Origin of the sequence: Paraglaciecola sp., from assembly GCF_039943935.1 — a bacterium.
In the GTDB taxonomy this organism is placed as follows: domain Bacteria; phylum Pseudomonadota; class Gammaproteobacteria; order Enterobacterales; family Alteromonadaceae; genus Paraglaciecola.
This window is the reverse complement of the sequence record NZ_JBDUZQ010000001.1, coordinates 1-17,868: the sequence shown is the minus strand read 5'-3', so window position 1 is coordinate 17,868 and position 17,868 is coordinate 1. Positions and strand designations below refer to the sequence as shown.

Below are 17,868 nucleotides of genomic sequence, written 5' to 3'. Positions count from 1 at the left end.
TAGACCCACACTGACTAAAAAGGGGACAAGTAAACTTGCCCCTTTTTTGGATAACATTTACAGCGCGATTTCTAACACCTTACGTGAATTAGCCAGTACAGAGTAATACTTGGATATTTATTCGATGAGTTTCCCAACCATTAAACCCCATTGAGGTATCAAGCAAGCCTCTGAAATATAAAATATTTTACTAGAGATAATGATTAAAATTATCGGTGAGGATAAGAGATTAGTGACAATAACAGCCCTTTACGTCAGCCACTATCATGTCGGCCGAAAAACCTTTTATGTAATTGTCAAAAACCGTTTGGGCTAGCCCTTCAGTATTTGAACAGCCAAGTCCTGCTCCATAAGGCCCAAAATACACCACCTCACTATTATTATTGGTAATCACTACAGAAGGTGTAGAAGTCACTAATGATGAATGATTTGGTTCCATATTCAAAACCGACATGCGCTGCTTATGGGCTGATTTTACCAAGCCATTAATATGAATTTGAGTAACTTTATTACAGCCACATTCAGGACTAATAAAATTGATAATGGTGTTGGCTGGAAGTGCCAAACCAGAAAAATACTCTTGACTTAATAACGTCCTAAATACAGCGGTATTTGTTCCTTCCAATTGACCATTCAAGTCAAATTCAATTAAGCGCTCGAAAGTAAAGTACCGAAATGCAAAAATGGTAAACGCTACCCAAGCCAATAAAACGCCAAATTGAACCCTTTTCTTAGACCAGGTGTCTATCATTTAAAGTTGGAGACACTCTCAGCTAATTTATTTGAAGTATCGTTTATCCCCTGGGTTTCAATATCTAGGGTTCTCACGTTTTCACTATCAACTTGGGCAGTAGCTCTTAAGGTTTCCGTGCTCTTTGCAATACTATCAGTAGTCTTAGACTGCTCTTCAATAGCAGCAGCAACTGTCATTGATATATCATTCGCTCTCTCTACAATACTTAAAGCATCGGTTATTTGTTTCTTAGCTTTATCTGCTGACTCACTAACCGATTGTACTATTTGCATACTACTTTCCATTGAATCTGTAGATGACTGTGAATAATTTTGCAGTAGTAAAAGAGTTTCATTTATTTTATCAGTACTTTGTTTAGTACGATTAGCCAAAGCTCGAACCTCATCAGCTACCACTGCAAACCCACGCCCTTGTTCTCCGGCTCGCGCTGCCTCAATGGCTGCATTTAATGCTAACAAGTTAGTTTGATCTGCGATGCCAGTAATTTCGGTTAATACAGTAGAAATAGTCACAGTAGAATTTGCTAGCTCGCCCACTTCGTTACTAGTATTTTTTAATGCAAGAGCAAGAGATTCATTTTGTGTATTAATTTGTTCTACATCTCTATCGGTAGATTGAGTAAACTCAGTGGCACGCTGCATTTGCGTTGTCAGCTCAGTGGTTTCTTTAGCGATTGAAGAAACTGTCATAGATAACTCTTCAGTAGACGAGGCTATTGTATCGGTTTCGATATGACGATGACCCGACGACTCTTCTAACTCGTTTTTAGCAACGCCTAAGTTTTTAGCATTATTATTCAAGACATTAACCTGCGTCTTAATTCCGTCTGTCAAATAACTCAACGAATCTAATAGCTCGTTAAACGCCGATAGCGTCGGATTGTTATCTGCATTCGCCCTTGGCTTAAGGTCTATCAACCCTTTCTCACAAGCTAAGGCTTGCACAACTCTTGCTAACTCATTACCCGTTTGGCTTTCAGCAAACATCAATCGAGCTAAATAACCACCAACAACGACTTCTGCTACTGCATATGCAGCGTGAATTAAAACTGTTGTAAAAGCTAACCTATCTGCATCAAAAATATAAATGCCAGCGCCACTGACCTGAAGGTAGTAAAAAGATAAGTGGTGTACTGCAATCACTACAATAGCAGTCAAAAATACCTTCCAATCTTTAAAAACAATCAATAATGCAATTAAGATAAAAATTTCAAAATGCACTTCGATCAAACCATTTGCCTGATGAATATGTAGTGCTGCAAAAACCATAACGGCAGCAGCAATTATATGCCTTGATATCGCTGAATCGGGCGCTGTTCGACAGAAAAACAAAGGAACCAATAAAGCTGGCAAACCAATAACCAGACCAGATATCAAAGTTCCAAAAACCAAGCCAAACACTACACTTAAACCTAAAAGCGTAATAAGAACATATAAAAATAATCTGTTTACCTTAGTCATCTCAACTTCTTCCTCTGTTAGATCATTACTTTGAGTACTAATTTATCGACGTTTCGATGTGATTGTTAAGTACTAATTCAGTTTTCAACCACTATTTAACCACCTGTAATAAAATCACCTTTTATTTGGAATATTTAAAACTAGTCTAAAGGTGACTAATTGGCCAAGCAGAAGGCACACCGAGAAGCCAATAGTAATAAGCAAGCACGCCTTATTTTTCACAGCTTCATTTTATGGTTCAGCCCACTTTTACACAAGCATTCAGTTATCGTAATACCACTCCCAAAGCATTAGTGTAAATCCCACCACCTAACGAACATTATTTTTCTCGACCAAAACGAAAAATGTTATATTATAACATTTTATAAATATTAACGTTGTGGATTGTATTAAATAATCCACCATGCAAAGAAGGATCACTAGCAAGATGCAAAGCTCAGCTTCTTTATTACCTGTAACCGTATTGTCAGGGTTTTTAGGTGCAGGTAAAACAACCGTACTCAATCATATTCTTAATAATAGAGATGGCTTAAAAGTTGCCGTTATTGTCAATGACATGAGTGAAGTCAACATAGATGCAGCGATGCTTAAAAATGAGGTGAGTTTAAATCACTCAGAAGAAAAGCTAGTAGAAATGAGTAATGGTTGTATTTGCTGTACCTTAAGAGAAGACTTACTCGAAGAGATAACCCGTCTTGCCCAAGCGAAAAAATATGATTACCTAGTAATTGAATCCACCGGTATTTCAGAACCCCTACCCGTTGCTGAAACCTTTACTTTTGCCGATGAAGACGGTGTAAGCCTGTCAGATGTATCAAGATTAGATACTATGGTAACAGTGGTTGATGCCCTTAACTTTATACAGGATTATGACCAAGCTAAATCCCTTGATGAGGTCGGTGAAAGCTTAGGCGAAGATGACGAACGGAGTGTGGCTGACTTACTGGTTGAGCAAGTAGAATTTGCTGATGTAATCCTCATTAGTAAAACTGACCTTGTCTCAGAAAAAGAATTAAATCGTTTAAAAAGTATTTTGCAAACCCTTAATACAGAAGCAATACAAATTCCCATCGAAAATGGCAATGTTCCCGTAAAAAAAGTTTTAGCAACAGGGAGATTTAACTTTGAAAAAGCGCAACAAGCACCTGGCTGGCTGAAAGAATTACGTGGTGAACATATCCCAGAAACCGAAGAATTTGGCATCAGCAGTTTTGTTTTCGAAGCAAGGCGACCTTTTCACCCACAAAAATTCTACGAGTTTTTACACAGCAAAGAAATCGCTGGAAAGCTAATTCGTTCAAAAGGCTTTTTCTGGCTAGCGACACGCCCAGAACTGGCGGGAAGTTGGAGCCAAGCCGGAGGCATGGCCAGATACGGAGCGGCAGGATTATTTTGGAAGGCGGTACCAAAAAAACAGTGGCCTGATGACCCTGAATATCTAAATGCAATTGCCGAGCAATGGGTAGAGCCCTTCGGTGATATGCGACAAGAACTTGTATTCATAGGACAAGGGCTAGATAAAGACAATATCACTAAGCGTTTACACGCATGCTTGTTAAGTGAAGATGAAGTGCTAGAAGGCAAAAAAGAGTGGTCGACTTTGCCCGATCCATTCCCACCATGGGATCTTCACTAGCACCGGGGTATAAGCGTCGCTTTATAAAGTATTGGCTGTAATTTGAACGGCCAATACGCTTTTAAACCAGACCTATAACCTGATGAAGATAATGCAAAAATTTCACAGCCATAGGTAACGCGAGCCCTTATGGCTTTGTACTTTAAAGGACTTATCTCACCCATCTAAATCATTTGATTTTAAAGGCTGACTAAAATATTTAAAGTCATAGGCAACAATAAAACGTTACTTTAAAACAAAGTGAGCGTCATCAAAGCTTGTTAAGGCGTGGGTACACTTCGGTAATAATTCAGACTCAATATCAGCTAAGTCAGGAATTGCTATGGTTTGACAACCCGCTGCAAGTGAAGCTTTAATCCCTACACTGGAGTCTTCAAACACCAAAACTCGCTCTGGCGATACCGATAGCTTTTGACAAGCCAACAAATAACAATCAGGAGCTGGTTTTGGGGTAACAACATCATCAAGGGTAATCAATACATCTAGTGCAGGCAGAAAATCAGTATGTTGAAAACTATCCATTGCTGCGTCATACGAAGACGAAGTCACCACACCAATAGGTATCTTTACAGCTTTTATTGCTTCAAAAAACTCCGTAAACCCTTTTTTAATGGGCACTCCTTGCTGCTTACTAATACTCATGCAATGGCGATATTCACTAATAAAGTTATCCATTGGGAACCCTTTCCCAAATAAGTTACGGGCCCTGTTAAAGCACTCAGGTGTCGGTACACCAATGAATGTTTTATAAATATCAAGGTTAAACAATACACCAAATGCTCTTGCTGTATTCATCCAAGCATCGAAAGCCATGCGCTCACTATCGAATATAGTGCCGTCTTTATCGAATAAAATTGCATCGTACTTAGGAATTAACATATAGGCTCGTTTAGAATGAAAAGAATTAATTAATGATTAGTCTAGAAACTGCTATTGAAGTTCACAGTGCTTACCGTGAGTTTCAAGGGTAAACAATTATGCAGTCAATTGCTGGCATTTGTAATGAAAACATTTTTTTGCAAATGAGCCCTTAATGTAAATTTAACTAAATATATAAACTAAATTTACATATTCATAATGGGAACTCTTCCTAAAAACCCACCTTAAAAACCCCAAAACTTTGTTATATAAGGTTTTTTATCGCATTGGTGAGTAAATATCAACAGCTCGTTGCTTATATGTTACTTGAGCGAACTGGTACAAAGATGTAAAAAGTGCGCACCCAAAGTTAACATATAATTTACAGTGATTTAATCTATGTATTCAGATGAAGTTATTAAAAAAAACCGCAACACTGCAGTTAATGACATTTTTGGTGCTACCACATCCTCACATGTAAACATTTTAGAAACAGCCGGTGCAGCAACCTCCGGTGTCGATAACAAAGGGCAACAAATACTAGATTACATTCACTCTCTTCCACCTGCTTATGAATTTGAGCCAGCGTATACCCGACAGTATAGAGAAAACCCTTACGAGCATGACGATGTACCGCAAATCGTCAGAGAGCAGCTCATAATTTCATGTAAAGACCATGACTTAGCAGCGAGGGTATATCGACCCACGCTAGACACAACCTTCCCCAGCCCAGCACTCATCTACTTTCATGGTGGCGGCTTTGTATTAGGAAGCATCGATAGTTACGACAAGTTACTCGCACAATTGAGTATTCAATCTCAAGTGGTAGTAATTTCTGTTGACTACAGGCTAGCGCCAGAAACCGTATTTCCAGGCGCAGTAGAAGACACACAAGAAGCTGTAGATTGGCTGGTAAAAAATGCGCCGACTTTAAATTTAGATCCTAATAGAATTGCCCTTGGCGGTGATAGTGCAGGGGCAAACCTAGCAACAGGCTACTGCCTAGCCAACAAAAACAAAGATGATTTTAAACCTTGTTTTCAACTGCTCATTTATCCAAGCATTGTAGGTAACGATCTAACACCTAGCCGCGAGAGATTTTCAGAAAAGTTATTGCTAACAAAAAAGCTCCTGCACTGGTTTCACGACCTGTACATCACAAAAGAGCAAGAAAACGACCCCCGCTTCAACGTATTAAAAGCAACGGAATTTAAGCATTTGCCAGCCACCTTTATTTTGACCTGTGGTTTTGATCCGCTCCGCGACGAAGGGCAAATGTATGTAGATAAACTCATTGAAAATGGCGTAACCGTTAAGCACTCCTGTTACGCCGATATGTTTCATGCCTTTCTTAATTTTGGTGTGTTGCAACAAGCAAAAGACGCAGTAACAGAATGCGCAATGACCCTCAAGGCCGTGATGGCTAACAGTAAATAAGACAAGTTTGAAATTAAAACTATTCTAATGGGACGAAATATGAAAATGACACAGTTATTAACCTCAAAAAAGATTATCGCTTTATCAATATCTGCCGCCCTAACTTTTTCAGTTAACGGTCAAGACAAGGTAGAAACCATCCAAGTAACAGGCTCTTACATCAAACGTACTGCTGTGGACGCCGCAGAACCTGTGCAAGTGCTGGACTACAACTTTATTCAATCTACTGGCGCGACTACAGTAGCAGAGCTCATCAGCAAACTAGCCATATCATCAGGCGCTGAAAACCAAGCAGACTCGTACACACAGGCATCAACACAAGGCACAGGAAACGTTAACTTACGTGGTCTAGGGTTAAGCTCAACATTAGTCTTAATTAACGGCCGTCGCCAAACAATATCAGGTGCTATCACTAATGACGGCAGCGTATTCGTTGATACCAGCCATATACCAATTGATGCCATAGAACAAATAGAAGTGTTAAAAGAAGGTGCTGCTTCAACCTACGGGTCAGATGCAGTGGCAGGGGTGGTTAACTTTATTTTACGCAAAGACTTTGAAGGCTTTGAAATAAACGCTGGTATAAGCAAAGTAACAGACAGCAGCCAAAAAGACACTGATATTGGTTTTTTGTGGGGTACCGAATTTAACAATACTTACATTACAGTATCGGGCCATTACTTAGACCGCACACCATTAAGTACAGCCGACAGGCCAGACCTTGGCGACAATGCATTTAGTTCTTTAGGTAACTCATTCTTACTTTACCCTATTCAAGCTGATGGCAGTTTTGACTTTTCTCCTATCACAGTTGCAGAAGGCCCCTATGCTGGGACCTACGCACCTTTTGAAAATGTAGCTGACCCAAGCTGTTTAGATGATGAATTAGGAGTGTTAATTCCACAAGCAAGTGGTACTCGCTGTGGATTCAACTATGGCCCTATTTACAACTTGGTCAATACAGAAACCCGCACACAATTGTATACCAACATATCTCACGACTTTAGTGGTGGCACTCAGTTATCTGCCGACCTAAGTTGGAGCTCAAACAAAGTAAAAGATAACCCACAGTCGCCCAGCTATCCTGATTTAACGTTTCCTTTCATTAGCAGTACCCATGAAGGCAATCCATTTGGAACCGGTGTTATTTGGCTTGGCCGTCCACTTGGTGCGGATCAAGCCCCTGCCCTAGCACCACGCAAAAACGAAACGTTTCGAGCTTCATTTAACCTAGCAGGTTCATTTGAAAATAACTGGGGATGGGACACAGCACTTACCTACAGTAAAAATACCTACACCCAATATCAACAAGATCAGTTGCGCTCTAGACTGGTAGCAGCACTGGCAGGCGAAGGTGGTCTAAACAACGATGAGTTGTTTAACCCTTTTGATCGCACCAGCATTACTGACTCGATCATTGAAGATTTTACACATATTACAAAATCAGAAAAAAATACAGACTTGCTAGCATTTGATGCAGTCATTGACGGTAAGTTATTTGACATGCCAGCAGGCCCCGTTAATTTTGCTGCAGGGATACAAGCTAGAAAAGAGGGTTTTCACGTTGCCACTGATGATGTTTACGAAATTAATTACGATGCAGATGGTAATCCTATCCCTGTAGATCTGATCTTTTTAGCTGGGTTATCAGAAGTTGATGTAGACAGAACCTCATTCGCACTATTTGCTGAAAGCTTATTACCTGTTTCAGACAATATTGAAGTCACCGCAGCTGTTCGTTACGAAAAACTAGAAAACGATTCAAGTTTTGATCCCAAAATTGCACTACGCTGGCAAGCCTCAGAAAAGCTTATCGTGAGAGCGTCAGCTAGCACAGCATTTAGAGAAGCCTCGTTATCACAAATGAATGCTACCGCGGCAACCATAAACGGAATTAGCGACTTCAATCCAGACGGCTCAGCAAAATCACCCGCGTTTGTAGGCGTACTGGCTAGAGGTAATGAAGACTTAAAGCCAGAACAGTCTAAAAACTATAACCTTGGGCTTATTTTTAAAGCCACCAGCAGTCTCGACTTTAAAATTGACTATTGGCGAGTGGATTACACCGACTTAATTACCGTTGAAAATGCCCAAGGAAAAATAGCTGATGACCCAAATGGCGAGGATATCATTCGCACTGCCGCAGGTTTGTTATCTGCTATAGAAGTAGATTACTTCAACTCTTCATCGGTAACAGTAAAAGGTATTGATATTGAGTCGGTTTGGAAAATAAATGATCAATTCAACCTAACCTTCAATGCCTCTCACTTTTTAACCTACGAGCTAACTAAAGATAATGGCGAAGTCGTCGAAGCTGCAGGGTCATTTAACTATGATAATTTTGCTCGTTCGTTGCCTGAAGATAAAGCCACCTTAAATCTTAATTGGGTGGGCGAGAGTCAACGCGCCTCAGTAAACGTTAATTATATATCAAGCTACGAAACTGCTATTGCTCTACCAGAGAATGAAAGCGCTAAAATAGACTCATTCACAACTGTAGATACACAATATTCAGCCACCTTTGGTATCTCAGAGGAAAGTGAAGCTACCATAACGTTAGGTATTAAAAACCTATTAGACGAAGCGCCACCAAGAGTATTTAACGGTTTTGGCAATTTAAGTTATGACCCTAAGCAGCATAGCCCATTAGGACGAGTGTTCTTTGCAAAAGCTAAGTTTGCTTTTTAACACCCTACAATCATTAACAATAAAAGTGGGGTTACCCCCCTCTTTTAAACCAAAAGAAATAATCATGTCATTTACTTTTAACACTACAAAATCCATTGTAAACGCACCAAATTCATCATTAAATTTGGCGCAATATTGTCAAAATCTCAATATCACCAAGGTTTTATTGGTGACCGATCCAGGTATTGTGAAACTCGGATTACACCAAAAAATGTTGGCAAGTTTAGAAGCAAGCACACTCGATTATGTGCTCTTTAGTGAAGTAGAAGTAGACCCACCAATGGGCGTCATTGAAAATGCGCTATCTTTTGCGAAGCAACATCAAATTGACGGTGTGGTAGGCCTTGGGGGCGGTAGCTCTTTAGATACAGCCAAACTTATCGCAGCACTTACCTATTCAAGCCAAACCCTTGACCAAGTATTTGGGGTAGATAAGCTTTTACATAAAAGATTGCCACTAATTCAAATCCCAACAACAGCAGGCACAGGTTCAGAAGTCACCCCGATATCTATTGTCACAACCGGTGAAGCCATGAAAATGGGCATAGTGTCGAGTGTTTTATTACCAGACATAGCATTACTAGATGCCAGCCTCACGGTTAACCTGCCACCACACATTACTGCGGCAACAGGAATTGATGCCATGGTGCATGCCATTGAGGCCTACACCAGCAATATCAAAAAAAATCCATACTCAGATATGCTAGCCATTGAAGCATTAAAGTTAATGTCTAAAAACATTCAACAGGCGGTACACCAAGGCAGTGACTTACAAGCTCGAGCCAATATGATGTTAGGAGCCACTATGGCAGGCCAAGCTTTTGCCAATGCACCAGTGGCAGCAGTACATGCCCTAGCCTATCCATTAGGAGGGCATTATCATATTCCTCATGGGCTCAGTAACTCTTTAGTATTACCTCACGTTTTAAAATTTAATGCGCCGGCAGCCGCCCCTTTATATGCACAATTAGCCGATATCATTATTCCAAACATAGCTTCTTCACTAACCACAGCTGAGGAAAAAACAGCAGCCTTCATTCAATACCTAGAAGACTTAATCACAAATTTAAACCTTCCTAACCGTTTAGCTAGCTTAGACATACCCGAAAGCGCGTTAACCATGCTCGCCAAAGACGCACTGAAGCAAGAACGCCTACTGGTAAACAATCCTAGGCCTATGAAAGAAGCAGATATATTATCTATATATCACGCTGCCTTTTAATGCTGACTCATTATTAAAAGAGGTATATAAATGATTAAAGACACACACACTCAAATTGAAACGCCCCAACAGCAAGTTGCGTCGTCAAAGCAAAGTATTTATGCCGTATACCTGATTTTTATCTTATTGTTGGCTTATACCTTTTCATTTATTGACCGCCAAATTTTAAGTTTATTAGTTGAGCCTATGAAGCGAGACTTAGGTATTAGCGATACTCAAATGAGCCTATTACAAGGCCTGTCATTTGCATTGTTCTATACCCTAATGGGCTTACCATTAGGCCGCTTAGCTGACAGTAAAAGCCGCCGCGGAATTATAGCCTGGTCTATTTTTATTTGGAGTCTCATGACAGCCGCCTGTGGCTTAGCCAAAAGTTACTGGGCTTTGTTTTTTGCACGAATGGGCGTAGGGGTAGGAGAAGCAGGTTTGTCTCCCGCAGCATATTCACTCATTGCCGACAGCGTACACAAAAAGCACCTTGCCAAAGCCATAAGTGTCTACACCATGGGGATTTACCTAGGTGGTGGTTTAGCACTAATTGTTGGCGGCATGGTAATTCAATGGGCATCAGAATTTTCATCTATCACTCTGCCCATAATTGGTGATGTCTATCCGTGGCAAGCGGTGTTTTTAGCCGTAGGTCTGCCAGGATTATTGTTAGTACCTTTGCTTTACACATTAAAAGAGCCTGCGCGCCCTCAGTTGCAGCAAAAAGCAGTGCCTGTTTCTGATGTTATCAGTTTCTTTAAGCAAAATAGAAAAACAGTATTACTTCATAACTTTGGTGCAGCTCTTGCCTCAGTCGCCGGTTATGGCGCGTTAGCTTGGGTGCCAAGCTACCTCATACGAGTACACGGAATGAGCGGTGGCGAAGTAGGGTTAGCCTTCGGCTTAATTGTACTTTTTTGTGGTGCAGGTGGCGTGATTGTGGGCGGTATACTCGCTGACAAACGCCTTAAAGCTGGGCAAACCGATGCAAAAATGCGAGTAGCGATGTGGGCTATGATCTTAGGTATCATTCCCACTTTGCTATACCCACTGGTCTCCAACTTACAAATTGTGCTAGTGATACTGGCTGTTTCTACTTTTTTTGCTAATTTCATGATGGGCTTAGGGCCTGCCGCAATTCAAGAAGTGGTACCTAGTAATATGCGGGGCCAATTCAGTGCATTGTATTTGTTCATCGTTAATCTAATTGGCTTAGGACTTGGCCCAACCTTAGTTGCCTTGTCTACAGACTATATTTTTGGCTCACCAGAAATGGTTGGTTACTCACTATTATTAGTCACAAGTGTAGCTATGGCTGGCTCAGCGTTATTACTGGGTAAGTGCTTACCTCATTATAGAAAAACGCTAGCATCGTTAGCGCAATAATTAACAACTACCTTAGAGTTTGGAGGTGCTAGTGATATCGCTAGCAGCCCAAGTTCTAACACCTATCAAATGGATACCCCATGCTACCTTTGAACGATCCTGAGTTATTAAAACGACAACTTTTTATTAATGGGCAATGGCGTAATGCAGACTCAAAAAACACGTTAACTATCGACAACCCCGCCACCGCCAGCAAAATATGCGACATAGCCAGCGCAGGCTTAAGTGACACACAATTAGCCATAACCAGCGCCCATAATGCCCTGCAAAGTTGGCGTCATACTACGGCCAGTTACCGGGCTGATATATTAAAACGCTGGCACGATTTGATTTTAGAGAACATCGACGATTTAGCAGTAATACTCAATGCCGAACAGGGTAAACCACTAGCAGAAGCCAAAGGCGAAATACGTTATGGCGCATCGTATCTTGTGTGGTTTGCAGAAGAAGCAAAACGCCTTTATGGCGATGTTATTCCTAGTAAACAGGCATCACAAAGGCTGTTAACTATTAAACAGCCAATAGGCGTGGTTGCAGCCATCACCCCATGGAATTTTCCTAATGCAATGATCACCCGTAAAGTTGCCCCAGCATTAGCCGCTGGCTGCACTATGATTGTCAAACCAGCAGAAGCCACCCCTTTAAGCGCACTTGCACTAGCAGAATTAGCAGAACGGGCAGGGTTACCGAAAGGCGTACTATCGGTAGTAGTAGGCACCGATGCCATTGCCATAGGCAAAGTACTAACAGACAGCCCTATTGTGACTAAACTATCTTTCACAGGCTCCACCAAGGTAGGTAAATTGCTCATAAAGCAATGTGCCGACACCGTAAAAAAAGTGTCCATGGAATTAGGAGGCAACGCCCCTTTTATTGTTTTTGACGATGCAGACATCGACCAAGCGGTTCAAGGAGCTATTGCGTCAAAGTTTCGCAACGCGGGACAAACCTGTGTTTGCGCAAATCGCTTTTTAATACACCAAGATGTTTATCAAGAATTTAGCGACAAATTTGTCGCTGCAGCTCAACAGCTCACCCTAGGTAATGGTGCAGACACAGGCGTAACCCTTGGCCCAATGATTAATGCCGACGCCGTCACAAACGTGCACTCAATGGTATCTGATGCCGCCAAAAAAGGAGCCAATAGGCGCTTAGGAGGCCAACTATCTAGTCTAGGGACAAACTTTTACCCGCCCACAATTTTGACTGACGTCAGCGCTAACATGCGGGTATTCAATGAAGAAATATTCGGTCCAGTTGCCCCGATTATTGCCTTTGAAACCGAGCAACAAGCGCTACAACTCGCCAATGCCACACAAGCAGGTTTGGCTGCATATTTATACACTCAAAACTACGCAAGAATATGGCGCTTTTCAGAAAATTTAGAATGTGGAATTGTAGGTATAAACGAGGGCATTATCTCCTCTGAAGTTGCACCTTTTGGCGGTGTAAAACAATCAGGAAATGGCCGCGAGGGCTCTAAATACGGGTTAGACGATTACACCGAAATCAAATATTTGTGTATGGGAGGCATCTAGCCGCCAGACTACAAAATATTAAAGGTGAGCTTGGTTCCAAAGCTGTTGCGATGCCTGTGATTCGGCCACCAACCAATCTCTGAAAACTTTAATAGTGGGGTTGTTTTCAAAATGCTCTGGGCACACAAAGTAGTAAGATTCAGACTTCAACATCATGTAGTTATGGGCAACAACCAGTTTGCCCTCTTTTATCAAATTATCTGCAAGGGGGCGGTACATAGGGATAATCCCCAAACCGTCAACGGCTGCTTGAGTCGCAACAGCCACATTGTCAAAAGTGATGTTCTTTTTATCAGTATGCAACCCTGGCTGATTGCTTTTAGACAACCACTGCTCCCACAACTTTGATAAATGCTCGTAATGCAACCAGTTGTAATTAACTAAACTGGTAACATCGTCTAAGTCGTGTTGTTTATCTAATAAAGAGGGCGCACACACTGGCTGAACATAGACATCTAACAGTTTTTCACTGTGACACCCAGGCCAGTCACCCGTACCTAAACGAATGGCCGCATTCATATGCTCGCCAGAAAAGTCCACCGAATCTTTACCCGTGTCTAGGCTATTGGTATAAAAAGACAGGGTTAAATCAGGACAAAACTCCTCTAGGGTACGCAAACGACTCATCAACCACGTAGAATTAAACGTAGCTGAAATACCCAGCTTCAATTTTAATTTTTCGCTACCGTGATGCAAGGTATCTGTGGCCACCCGTAAATCAGCAAAAATGTTAGAAATAGAATTCGCATAAATCACCCCCTGCTCGGTAAGCTCAAGGCCAACCTTATGGCGCTCAAACAACTTAAAGCCAAAATGTTCTTCTAAGTTTTTTATCTGGCGACTCACAGCAGAGCGGGTAATAAACAACTCATCAGCCGCTTTAGTAAAACTCAATAAACGGGAAGCGGTAAGAAACACCCAAAGGGTATTAAGTGGTGGTAAATGTCTCGACATAACAGACCTTTTAAACCCTCGCAGAGGTAACACTTGCAGAAATGACAAAATAATTAGCCTAAACTGGCTAACCTTGGCGACTAAAAAACAAAAAATTCGCTAAAATTCAATGCCCTAAGAAAAAACATTTATACACTCAACAGAATACCCACAATATATCCTAACCCCAAGAGTTGAGCAAATGAGTCAGTTTAAACAATAGGCGCAATCAACTCAGCCACAATACGCTTCAGTAAAAAGGTTTCGCGCTCTATCGATAAACCTTTTTTCTCACTATGCATCATAGTGTTTTCGTTATGCTCAATTGCCTCATAAATATTCAGCCAAACTGGGCGCATTCCATTGCTCACTTCATAATCTTCAAACTGAGTGGCACCTAACTCGCTATCAATATCACAGATATAACAATATGAATTCATGTGCATAGTATCTAAATTATTTTTATACCAAGGCCTAAACTCTTCATAATGGCCGAAGGGTATTATATTGGTAATACCGGTGGCCCCCGTCTCTTCAGCTAGCTCACGTTGCAGTCCCTTTATTTTGTCTTCACCTAGGTCAACTCCTCCGCCGGGTAAGGTGTAATCATTGTATCGTTCGGTGAAAAGCATCAATATTTTGTCACCCCTTAATACAATCGCCCGAGTCGCATCACGCTTGAAAATCTTAGTACTTTGAAGATTAACATCAGGATGAATAGCCGTTTTTAATAAGCGCATGGTTTGATCAACTTTTAGACTATAGGGAAGGCGAGAAGTCTACCGAATTAACGTTTACCACGCACACCTAGTTTTCCAACTTACAGTCTCGTTAACAAAGATGGCTTAACGTTACTGTTGCCTAAATGACATGTGTAAAGTCATCCAGTTCCCAGCATGAGAACTCTAATAGCCGGTGTAGCTTCGCCACGAAATTTTAAACACACTTAAGCAATAGCATTACGTCTAAAACAAAGTCGCTGAGGTTTGAGAGAATAGCAACAGAATCACAAGCCAAGACAAACATTGGGTTTTAAAATACCTAATGAGTTATTTACCAACAAGTCAGAGAGACTGGAGACTGTATAAATAACTGCACTTATTAGTTGAATTCAAGTAAAGTTTGCTCTGCTAATACTCAAAAAAGGCCTAGTATGCGTTTAACAAAACACTTACTTATACTCATGCTATTTGCATCCTCATCTTTATTTGCTGTTGAAGAACAAAGCACAGAGAACAATTTAGTGGCCGTAGCAAACAGTAATCGCTTACTTCAGTATTATGAAAATGGTGAAAATAAAGGCCCTTCTATTGAAATTCTTCAGGCTGTTTTAAAAGAAGCTCAACTCGATGCTACCGTTAAATTTATGCCCTGGGTACGAGCTTTTTCAACCGCAAAAAACAATCCCAATACATTAATTTTTAGCATGATAAGAACACCTGAACGAGAAGCAGATTTTCATTGGATTATTCAGGTAAGTAATTTGTCGAGAGTCTTTATCTCTTTAGCAAGCAAACCAGAAAATTACGTAGATACTATGCAGCAAGCTAAGCATAAGTTGATAGCAACTATTGTAGACTCGGCCAGCTACAATGAACTTATTTCACATGGTTTCTCAGAACAAGAGAACCTTTACAGAGTGCCTGACTGGGAGGTAATGGTAACTTTATTTGAAAGTGGTAAAGTCGACTTAATTTATGCAGAGCCTAATAGTATTAAACATATCCTAGAAAGGCGCGGCAAAGAGAGTGTTACACTGCGCTACAAAGCAATAGAATCAAAAAAAGAACTCACTAGTTATATCGCCATTAGCAAATCCACTGATATAGAAATAGTTAAGCGCTTACAACAAGCCGCTCGCAAATTTGAAAAAACAGCTGAGTATAACCGCCTACTTTTTGAATAGAATATTTTTAAACCGATTGAGAGCGAGATGTAACACTCAAATCAAATTCAGATTCTTAGAAGCGAGCCTTTTGCGGTTTATCGCAGGTTTATCAGATAACTTCGTATATCAAAAACTATCAGCTTGGTTAGCCAAATAAATTATGGAACAGCTACAAAATAGCCAATACGCTTTGCCTAGACTCTTCTAGTTGTTTAGCAATCATAGTTATTGTTGCTAGTGAAACCCCAATTGAAGCGTCCACCTCAGTAAAATCACCCACGATATCAAGTGTTTCCTCAATAATAGGAAGCGAATTTTTGAAGGGGTTTCATAGGAGGTTTTTTACCGAACCCTGCAAATGAAGTTGCTTGCTCGCCAAATGGATGTGGGCTAAAGGTAACATCATAAAAAGTAGCTATTATTGCCTGTCTCAGAAAGATGACTGTTATCTTAAATTCTAAGGTTATAGATGGAGTGATGTGGGACGAGAATATGGTGAAAATTCAATGATTGACACCATAGTCACTTGTTAGCTATTCAATTCACTAATAGCTTGAGCCATACCCTTTTCAATTAACTCTAATGCTTTATCTTGGGATAGTTCTTGATGAGCACAGCGACAAGTTACCAAATAATTAGAGTTGCTGTCTTTAGGATACATAGCAAAAGTAATGTACTTATAATCATTTTTAAATACTCTTGCCCCAGTAATTAAGGTAAATGATAAAGGCAATTCATAGTCATGGCAACTTTGTACGCGATCAACAGCGTCACCAGCATTACTGTTTAGTTTAATAATATATTTATCTTTACCCGTTGGAGTAACGTCTTTGTATACCGTTGCATTTACTGCGTATACCGATATTGATTTCCCTTCTTTCATTATGACTCCAATGCAGATTTGATGAATAGCTAACGCTTAACATATGGGGATTTTAGGAGCGCTGTTTCAGCGAGTAAAATTCCCACCATGATTTTTTTGTTATACCTACTTTTTCTCGATGTGCAATACACTGTATGACCAAACCTTTATATTAATGTCTTTACACGAATCACCATCCAAGCAAATACCACTAAACCAGAGATCGCCAATTCCAAAATTCATACCGTTATAGTTATAAAATAATGAACTAAAATTTTGTGCTTTAACTCGTTCAAGCATTTCAGGTTTAACAATTTTATCGTAGTTTCAAGAAACGCTTCTTTTGAATCATAATACACTCCACCTGAAGGGTAATTTACCCTAATTGGATACAAGTTTAGAGTCGCAACCTTTTCTTTATTACCTGAAAGTAAGCTAGATTTTTAGTACTTTGAAAAATTTCTCATAGTCCACATCAGTTTTAAAATACTCATTCAACCTTTCGTTCGTTACTTCGTTTTGACCCGCAAAGACAGCAACACTATTTAAAAAGACTAACAAGAAAAGTAGACAGGCCTTCAAGATAACTCCCTGTAAGTATAACACTCCAATTAACGGGCAGGGGCATGGCGCGCACAATGCCGAAGGCGCGCCATGTGACTGTCCCAGCGAGCGAAGCGAGTGCGTTGAATTGTTTGTTAGCTGCTTTACTTAATTGTAAACCTGCCAACCGTTTTCAGTTTCGATGAACGTTATTTTATGCGTCATATATTGAATGTCACCCGCTGAAAATTCTCCGTATTCTTGAACAAACTCTAACTTTAAAAATCCAGTTCCAGACATTAGCCCAACCAAACCTAAAGCCATGTTTTCCATAATGTCAGAGCCTTTTGCGGCCTTCGTATTCTTATCTATTTTGGCAATAGCTTCATCTAGAACCCCGCTAGAAGGACTTTTACTGAATACAAACTAGAGAATACAAACTAGACATCCAAGATAAAATACTTATATAAGTTCGTCCATTTAATTACCAATATATGAGTTAGTTTTTGGCTCTGGATTGAGACTTTGGGTGAATATTACAAACGCCTATTTTCAGTTTATAAAATTAGGCTATTTACCTGAATTGCAGCCGAGCGAAGGCTTGATGGTGACTGTGCTAGCAGAGTGTTTGTTTAAGTATTGAAGCTAGGCTCGTTTGAGTAAGGTTTTAGCCTT

Annotated in this window: 14 protein-coding genes and 1 pseudogene; 8 read left to right on the top strand and 7 right to left on the bottom strand. The window is 40.4% G+C overall.

Annotation, left to right across the window (positions count from 1 at the left end):
- Positions 1 to 229: 229 nt before the first annotated feature.
- Together ABJD71_RS00075 and ABJD71_RS00070 are read right to left on the bottom strand one after the other, a co-directional pair.
- Complete coding sequence (locus ABJD71_RS00075; protein WP_348162682.1) at positions 230 to 751, bottom strand: DUF6436 domain-containing protein; 522 nt, start codon at positions 749 to 751, stop codon at positions 230 to 232.
- Positions 748 to 2,214, bottom strand: coding sequence for a methyl-accepting chemotaxis protein (locus tag ABJD71_RS00070; protein ID WP_348162679.1), 1,467 nt, complete (start codon positions 2,212 to 2,214; stop codon positions 748 to 750). The genes ABJD71_RS00075 and ABJD71_RS00070 overlap by 4 nt, the downstream gene beginning before the upstream one ends.
- Before the next feature lie 427 nt (positions 2,215 to 2,641).
- Here ABJD71_RS00070 and zigA point away from each other — a divergent pair, with 427 nt between their 5' ends.
- Positions 2,642 to 3,850: a zinc metallochaperone GTPase ZigA gene (zigA, locus tag ABJD71_RS00065; RefSeq protein ID WP_348162676.1), complete on the top strand. Its 1,209-nt coding sequence runs from the start codon at positions 2,642 to 2,644 to the stop codon at positions 3,848 to 3,850.
- Between the two features lie 225 nt (positions 3,851 to 4,075).
- On the opposite strand, the gene ABJD71_RS00060 is transcribed toward zigA, so the two are convergent.
- The gene (locus tag ABJD71_RS00060; protein ID WP_348162673.1) at positions 4,076 to 4,729 is read right to left on the bottom strand and encodes an HAD family phosphatase; all 654 of its coding nucleotides are present in this window, start codon (positions 4,727 to 4,729) and stop codon (positions 4,076 to 4,078) included.
- A gap of 378 nt (positions 4,730 to 5,107) precedes the next feature.
- On the opposite strand from ABJD71_RS00060, the gene ABJD71_RS00055 reads away from it, so the two are divergent.
- The 5 genes from ABJD71_RS00055 to ABJD71_RS00035 all read left to right on the top strand — a co-directional run bounded on the left by ABJD71_RS00055 (position 5,108) and on the right by ABJD71_RS00035 (position 12,967).
- A complete protein-coding gene (locus ABJD71_RS00055) occupies positions 5,108 to 6,145 on the top strand; it encodes an alpha/beta hydrolase (RefSeq protein ID WP_348162670.1) in 1,038 nt (345 codons plus the stop codon).
- A gap of 39 nt (positions 6,146 to 6,184) precedes the next feature.
- Complete coding sequence (locus ABJD71_RS00050; RefSeq protein ID WP_348162667.1) at positions 6,185 to 8,833, top strand: TonB-dependent receptor; 2,649 nt, start codon at positions 6,185 to 6,187, stop codon at positions 8,831 to 8,833.
- Between the two features lie 64 nt (positions 8,834 to 8,897).
- Positions 8,898 to 10,055 (top strand): iron-containing alcohol dehydrogenase, encoded by a 1,158-nt coding sequence (locus ABJD71_RS00045; protein ID WP_348162664.1) that lies wholly within the window; start codon positions 8,898 to 8,900, stop codon positions 10,053 to 10,055.
- Between the two features lie 30 nt (positions 10,056 to 10,085).
- Positions 10,086 to 11,429 carry an MFS transporter gene (locus ABJD71_RS00040; protein WP_348162661.1) on the top strand — a complete coding sequence of 448 codons (1,344 nt, stop codon included), beginning with the start codon at positions 10,086 to 10,088 and terminating at the stop codon, positions 11,427 to 11,429.
- An 80-nt stretch (positions 11,430 to 11,509) separates the two neighbouring features.
- The gene (locus ABJD71_RS00035) at positions 11,510 to 12,967 is read left to right on the top strand and encodes an NAD-dependent succinate-semialdehyde dehydrogenase (RefSeq protein ID WP_348162658.1); all 1,458 of its coding nucleotides are present in this window, start codon (positions 11,510 to 11,512) and stop codon (positions 12,965 to 12,967) included.
- Positions 12,968 to 12,985: 18 nt separating this feature from the next.
- Here the strand turns inward: ABJD71_RS00035 and ABJD71_RS00030 are convergent, their stop codons facing one another.
- Both ABJD71_RS00030 and ABJD71_RS00025 read right to left on the bottom strand, forming a co-directional pair.
- Entirely contained in the window at positions 12,986 to 13,921 is a 936-nt protein-coding gene (locus tag ABJD71_RS00030; protein ID WP_348162655.1) for a LysR substrate-binding domain-containing protein, read from the bottom strand.
- A gap of 191 nt (positions 13,922 to 14,112) precedes the next feature.
- Positions 14,113 to 14,640 (bottom strand): NUDIX hydrolase, encoded by a 528-nt coding sequence (locus ABJD71_RS00025; RefSeq protein ID WP_348162652.1) that lies wholly within the window; start codon positions 14,638 to 14,640, stop codon positions 14,113 to 14,115.
- Positions 14,641 to 15,053: 413 nt separating this feature from the next.
- Between ABJD71_RS00025 and ABJD71_RS00020 the strand changes: the two genes are divergently transcribed.
- Together ABJD71_RS00020 and ABJD71_RS00015 are read left to right on the top strand one after the other, a co-directional pair.
- Positions 15,054 to 15,806, top strand: a complete 753-nt coding sequence (locus ABJD71_RS00020; protein ID WP_348162649.1) for a transporter substrate-binding domain-containing protein — start codon at positions 15,054 to 15,056, stop codon at positions 15,804 to 15,806.
- 390 nt (positions 15,807 to 16,196) lie between these two features.
- A pseudogene (locus tag ABJD71_RS00015) lies at positions 16,197 to 16,298 on the top strand (IS110 family transposase); the annotation flags it as partial.
- Positions 16,299 to 16,317: 19 nt separating this feature from the next.
- On the opposite strand, the gene ABJD71_RS00010 reads toward ABJD71_RS00015, so the two are convergent.
- Positions 16,318 to 16,671, bottom strand: coding sequence for a hypothetical protein (locus ABJD71_RS00010; protein ID WP_348162646.1), 354 nt, complete (start codon positions 16,669 to 16,671; stop codon positions 16,318 to 16,320).
- 690 nt (positions 16,672 to 17,361) lie between these two features.
- Complete coding sequence (locus ABJD71_RS00005; protein WP_348162643.1) at positions 17,362 to 17,526, bottom strand: hypothetical protein; 165 nt, start codon at positions 17,524 to 17,526, stop codon at positions 17,362 to 17,364.
- Positions 17,527 to 17,868: the final 342 nt, after the last annotated feature.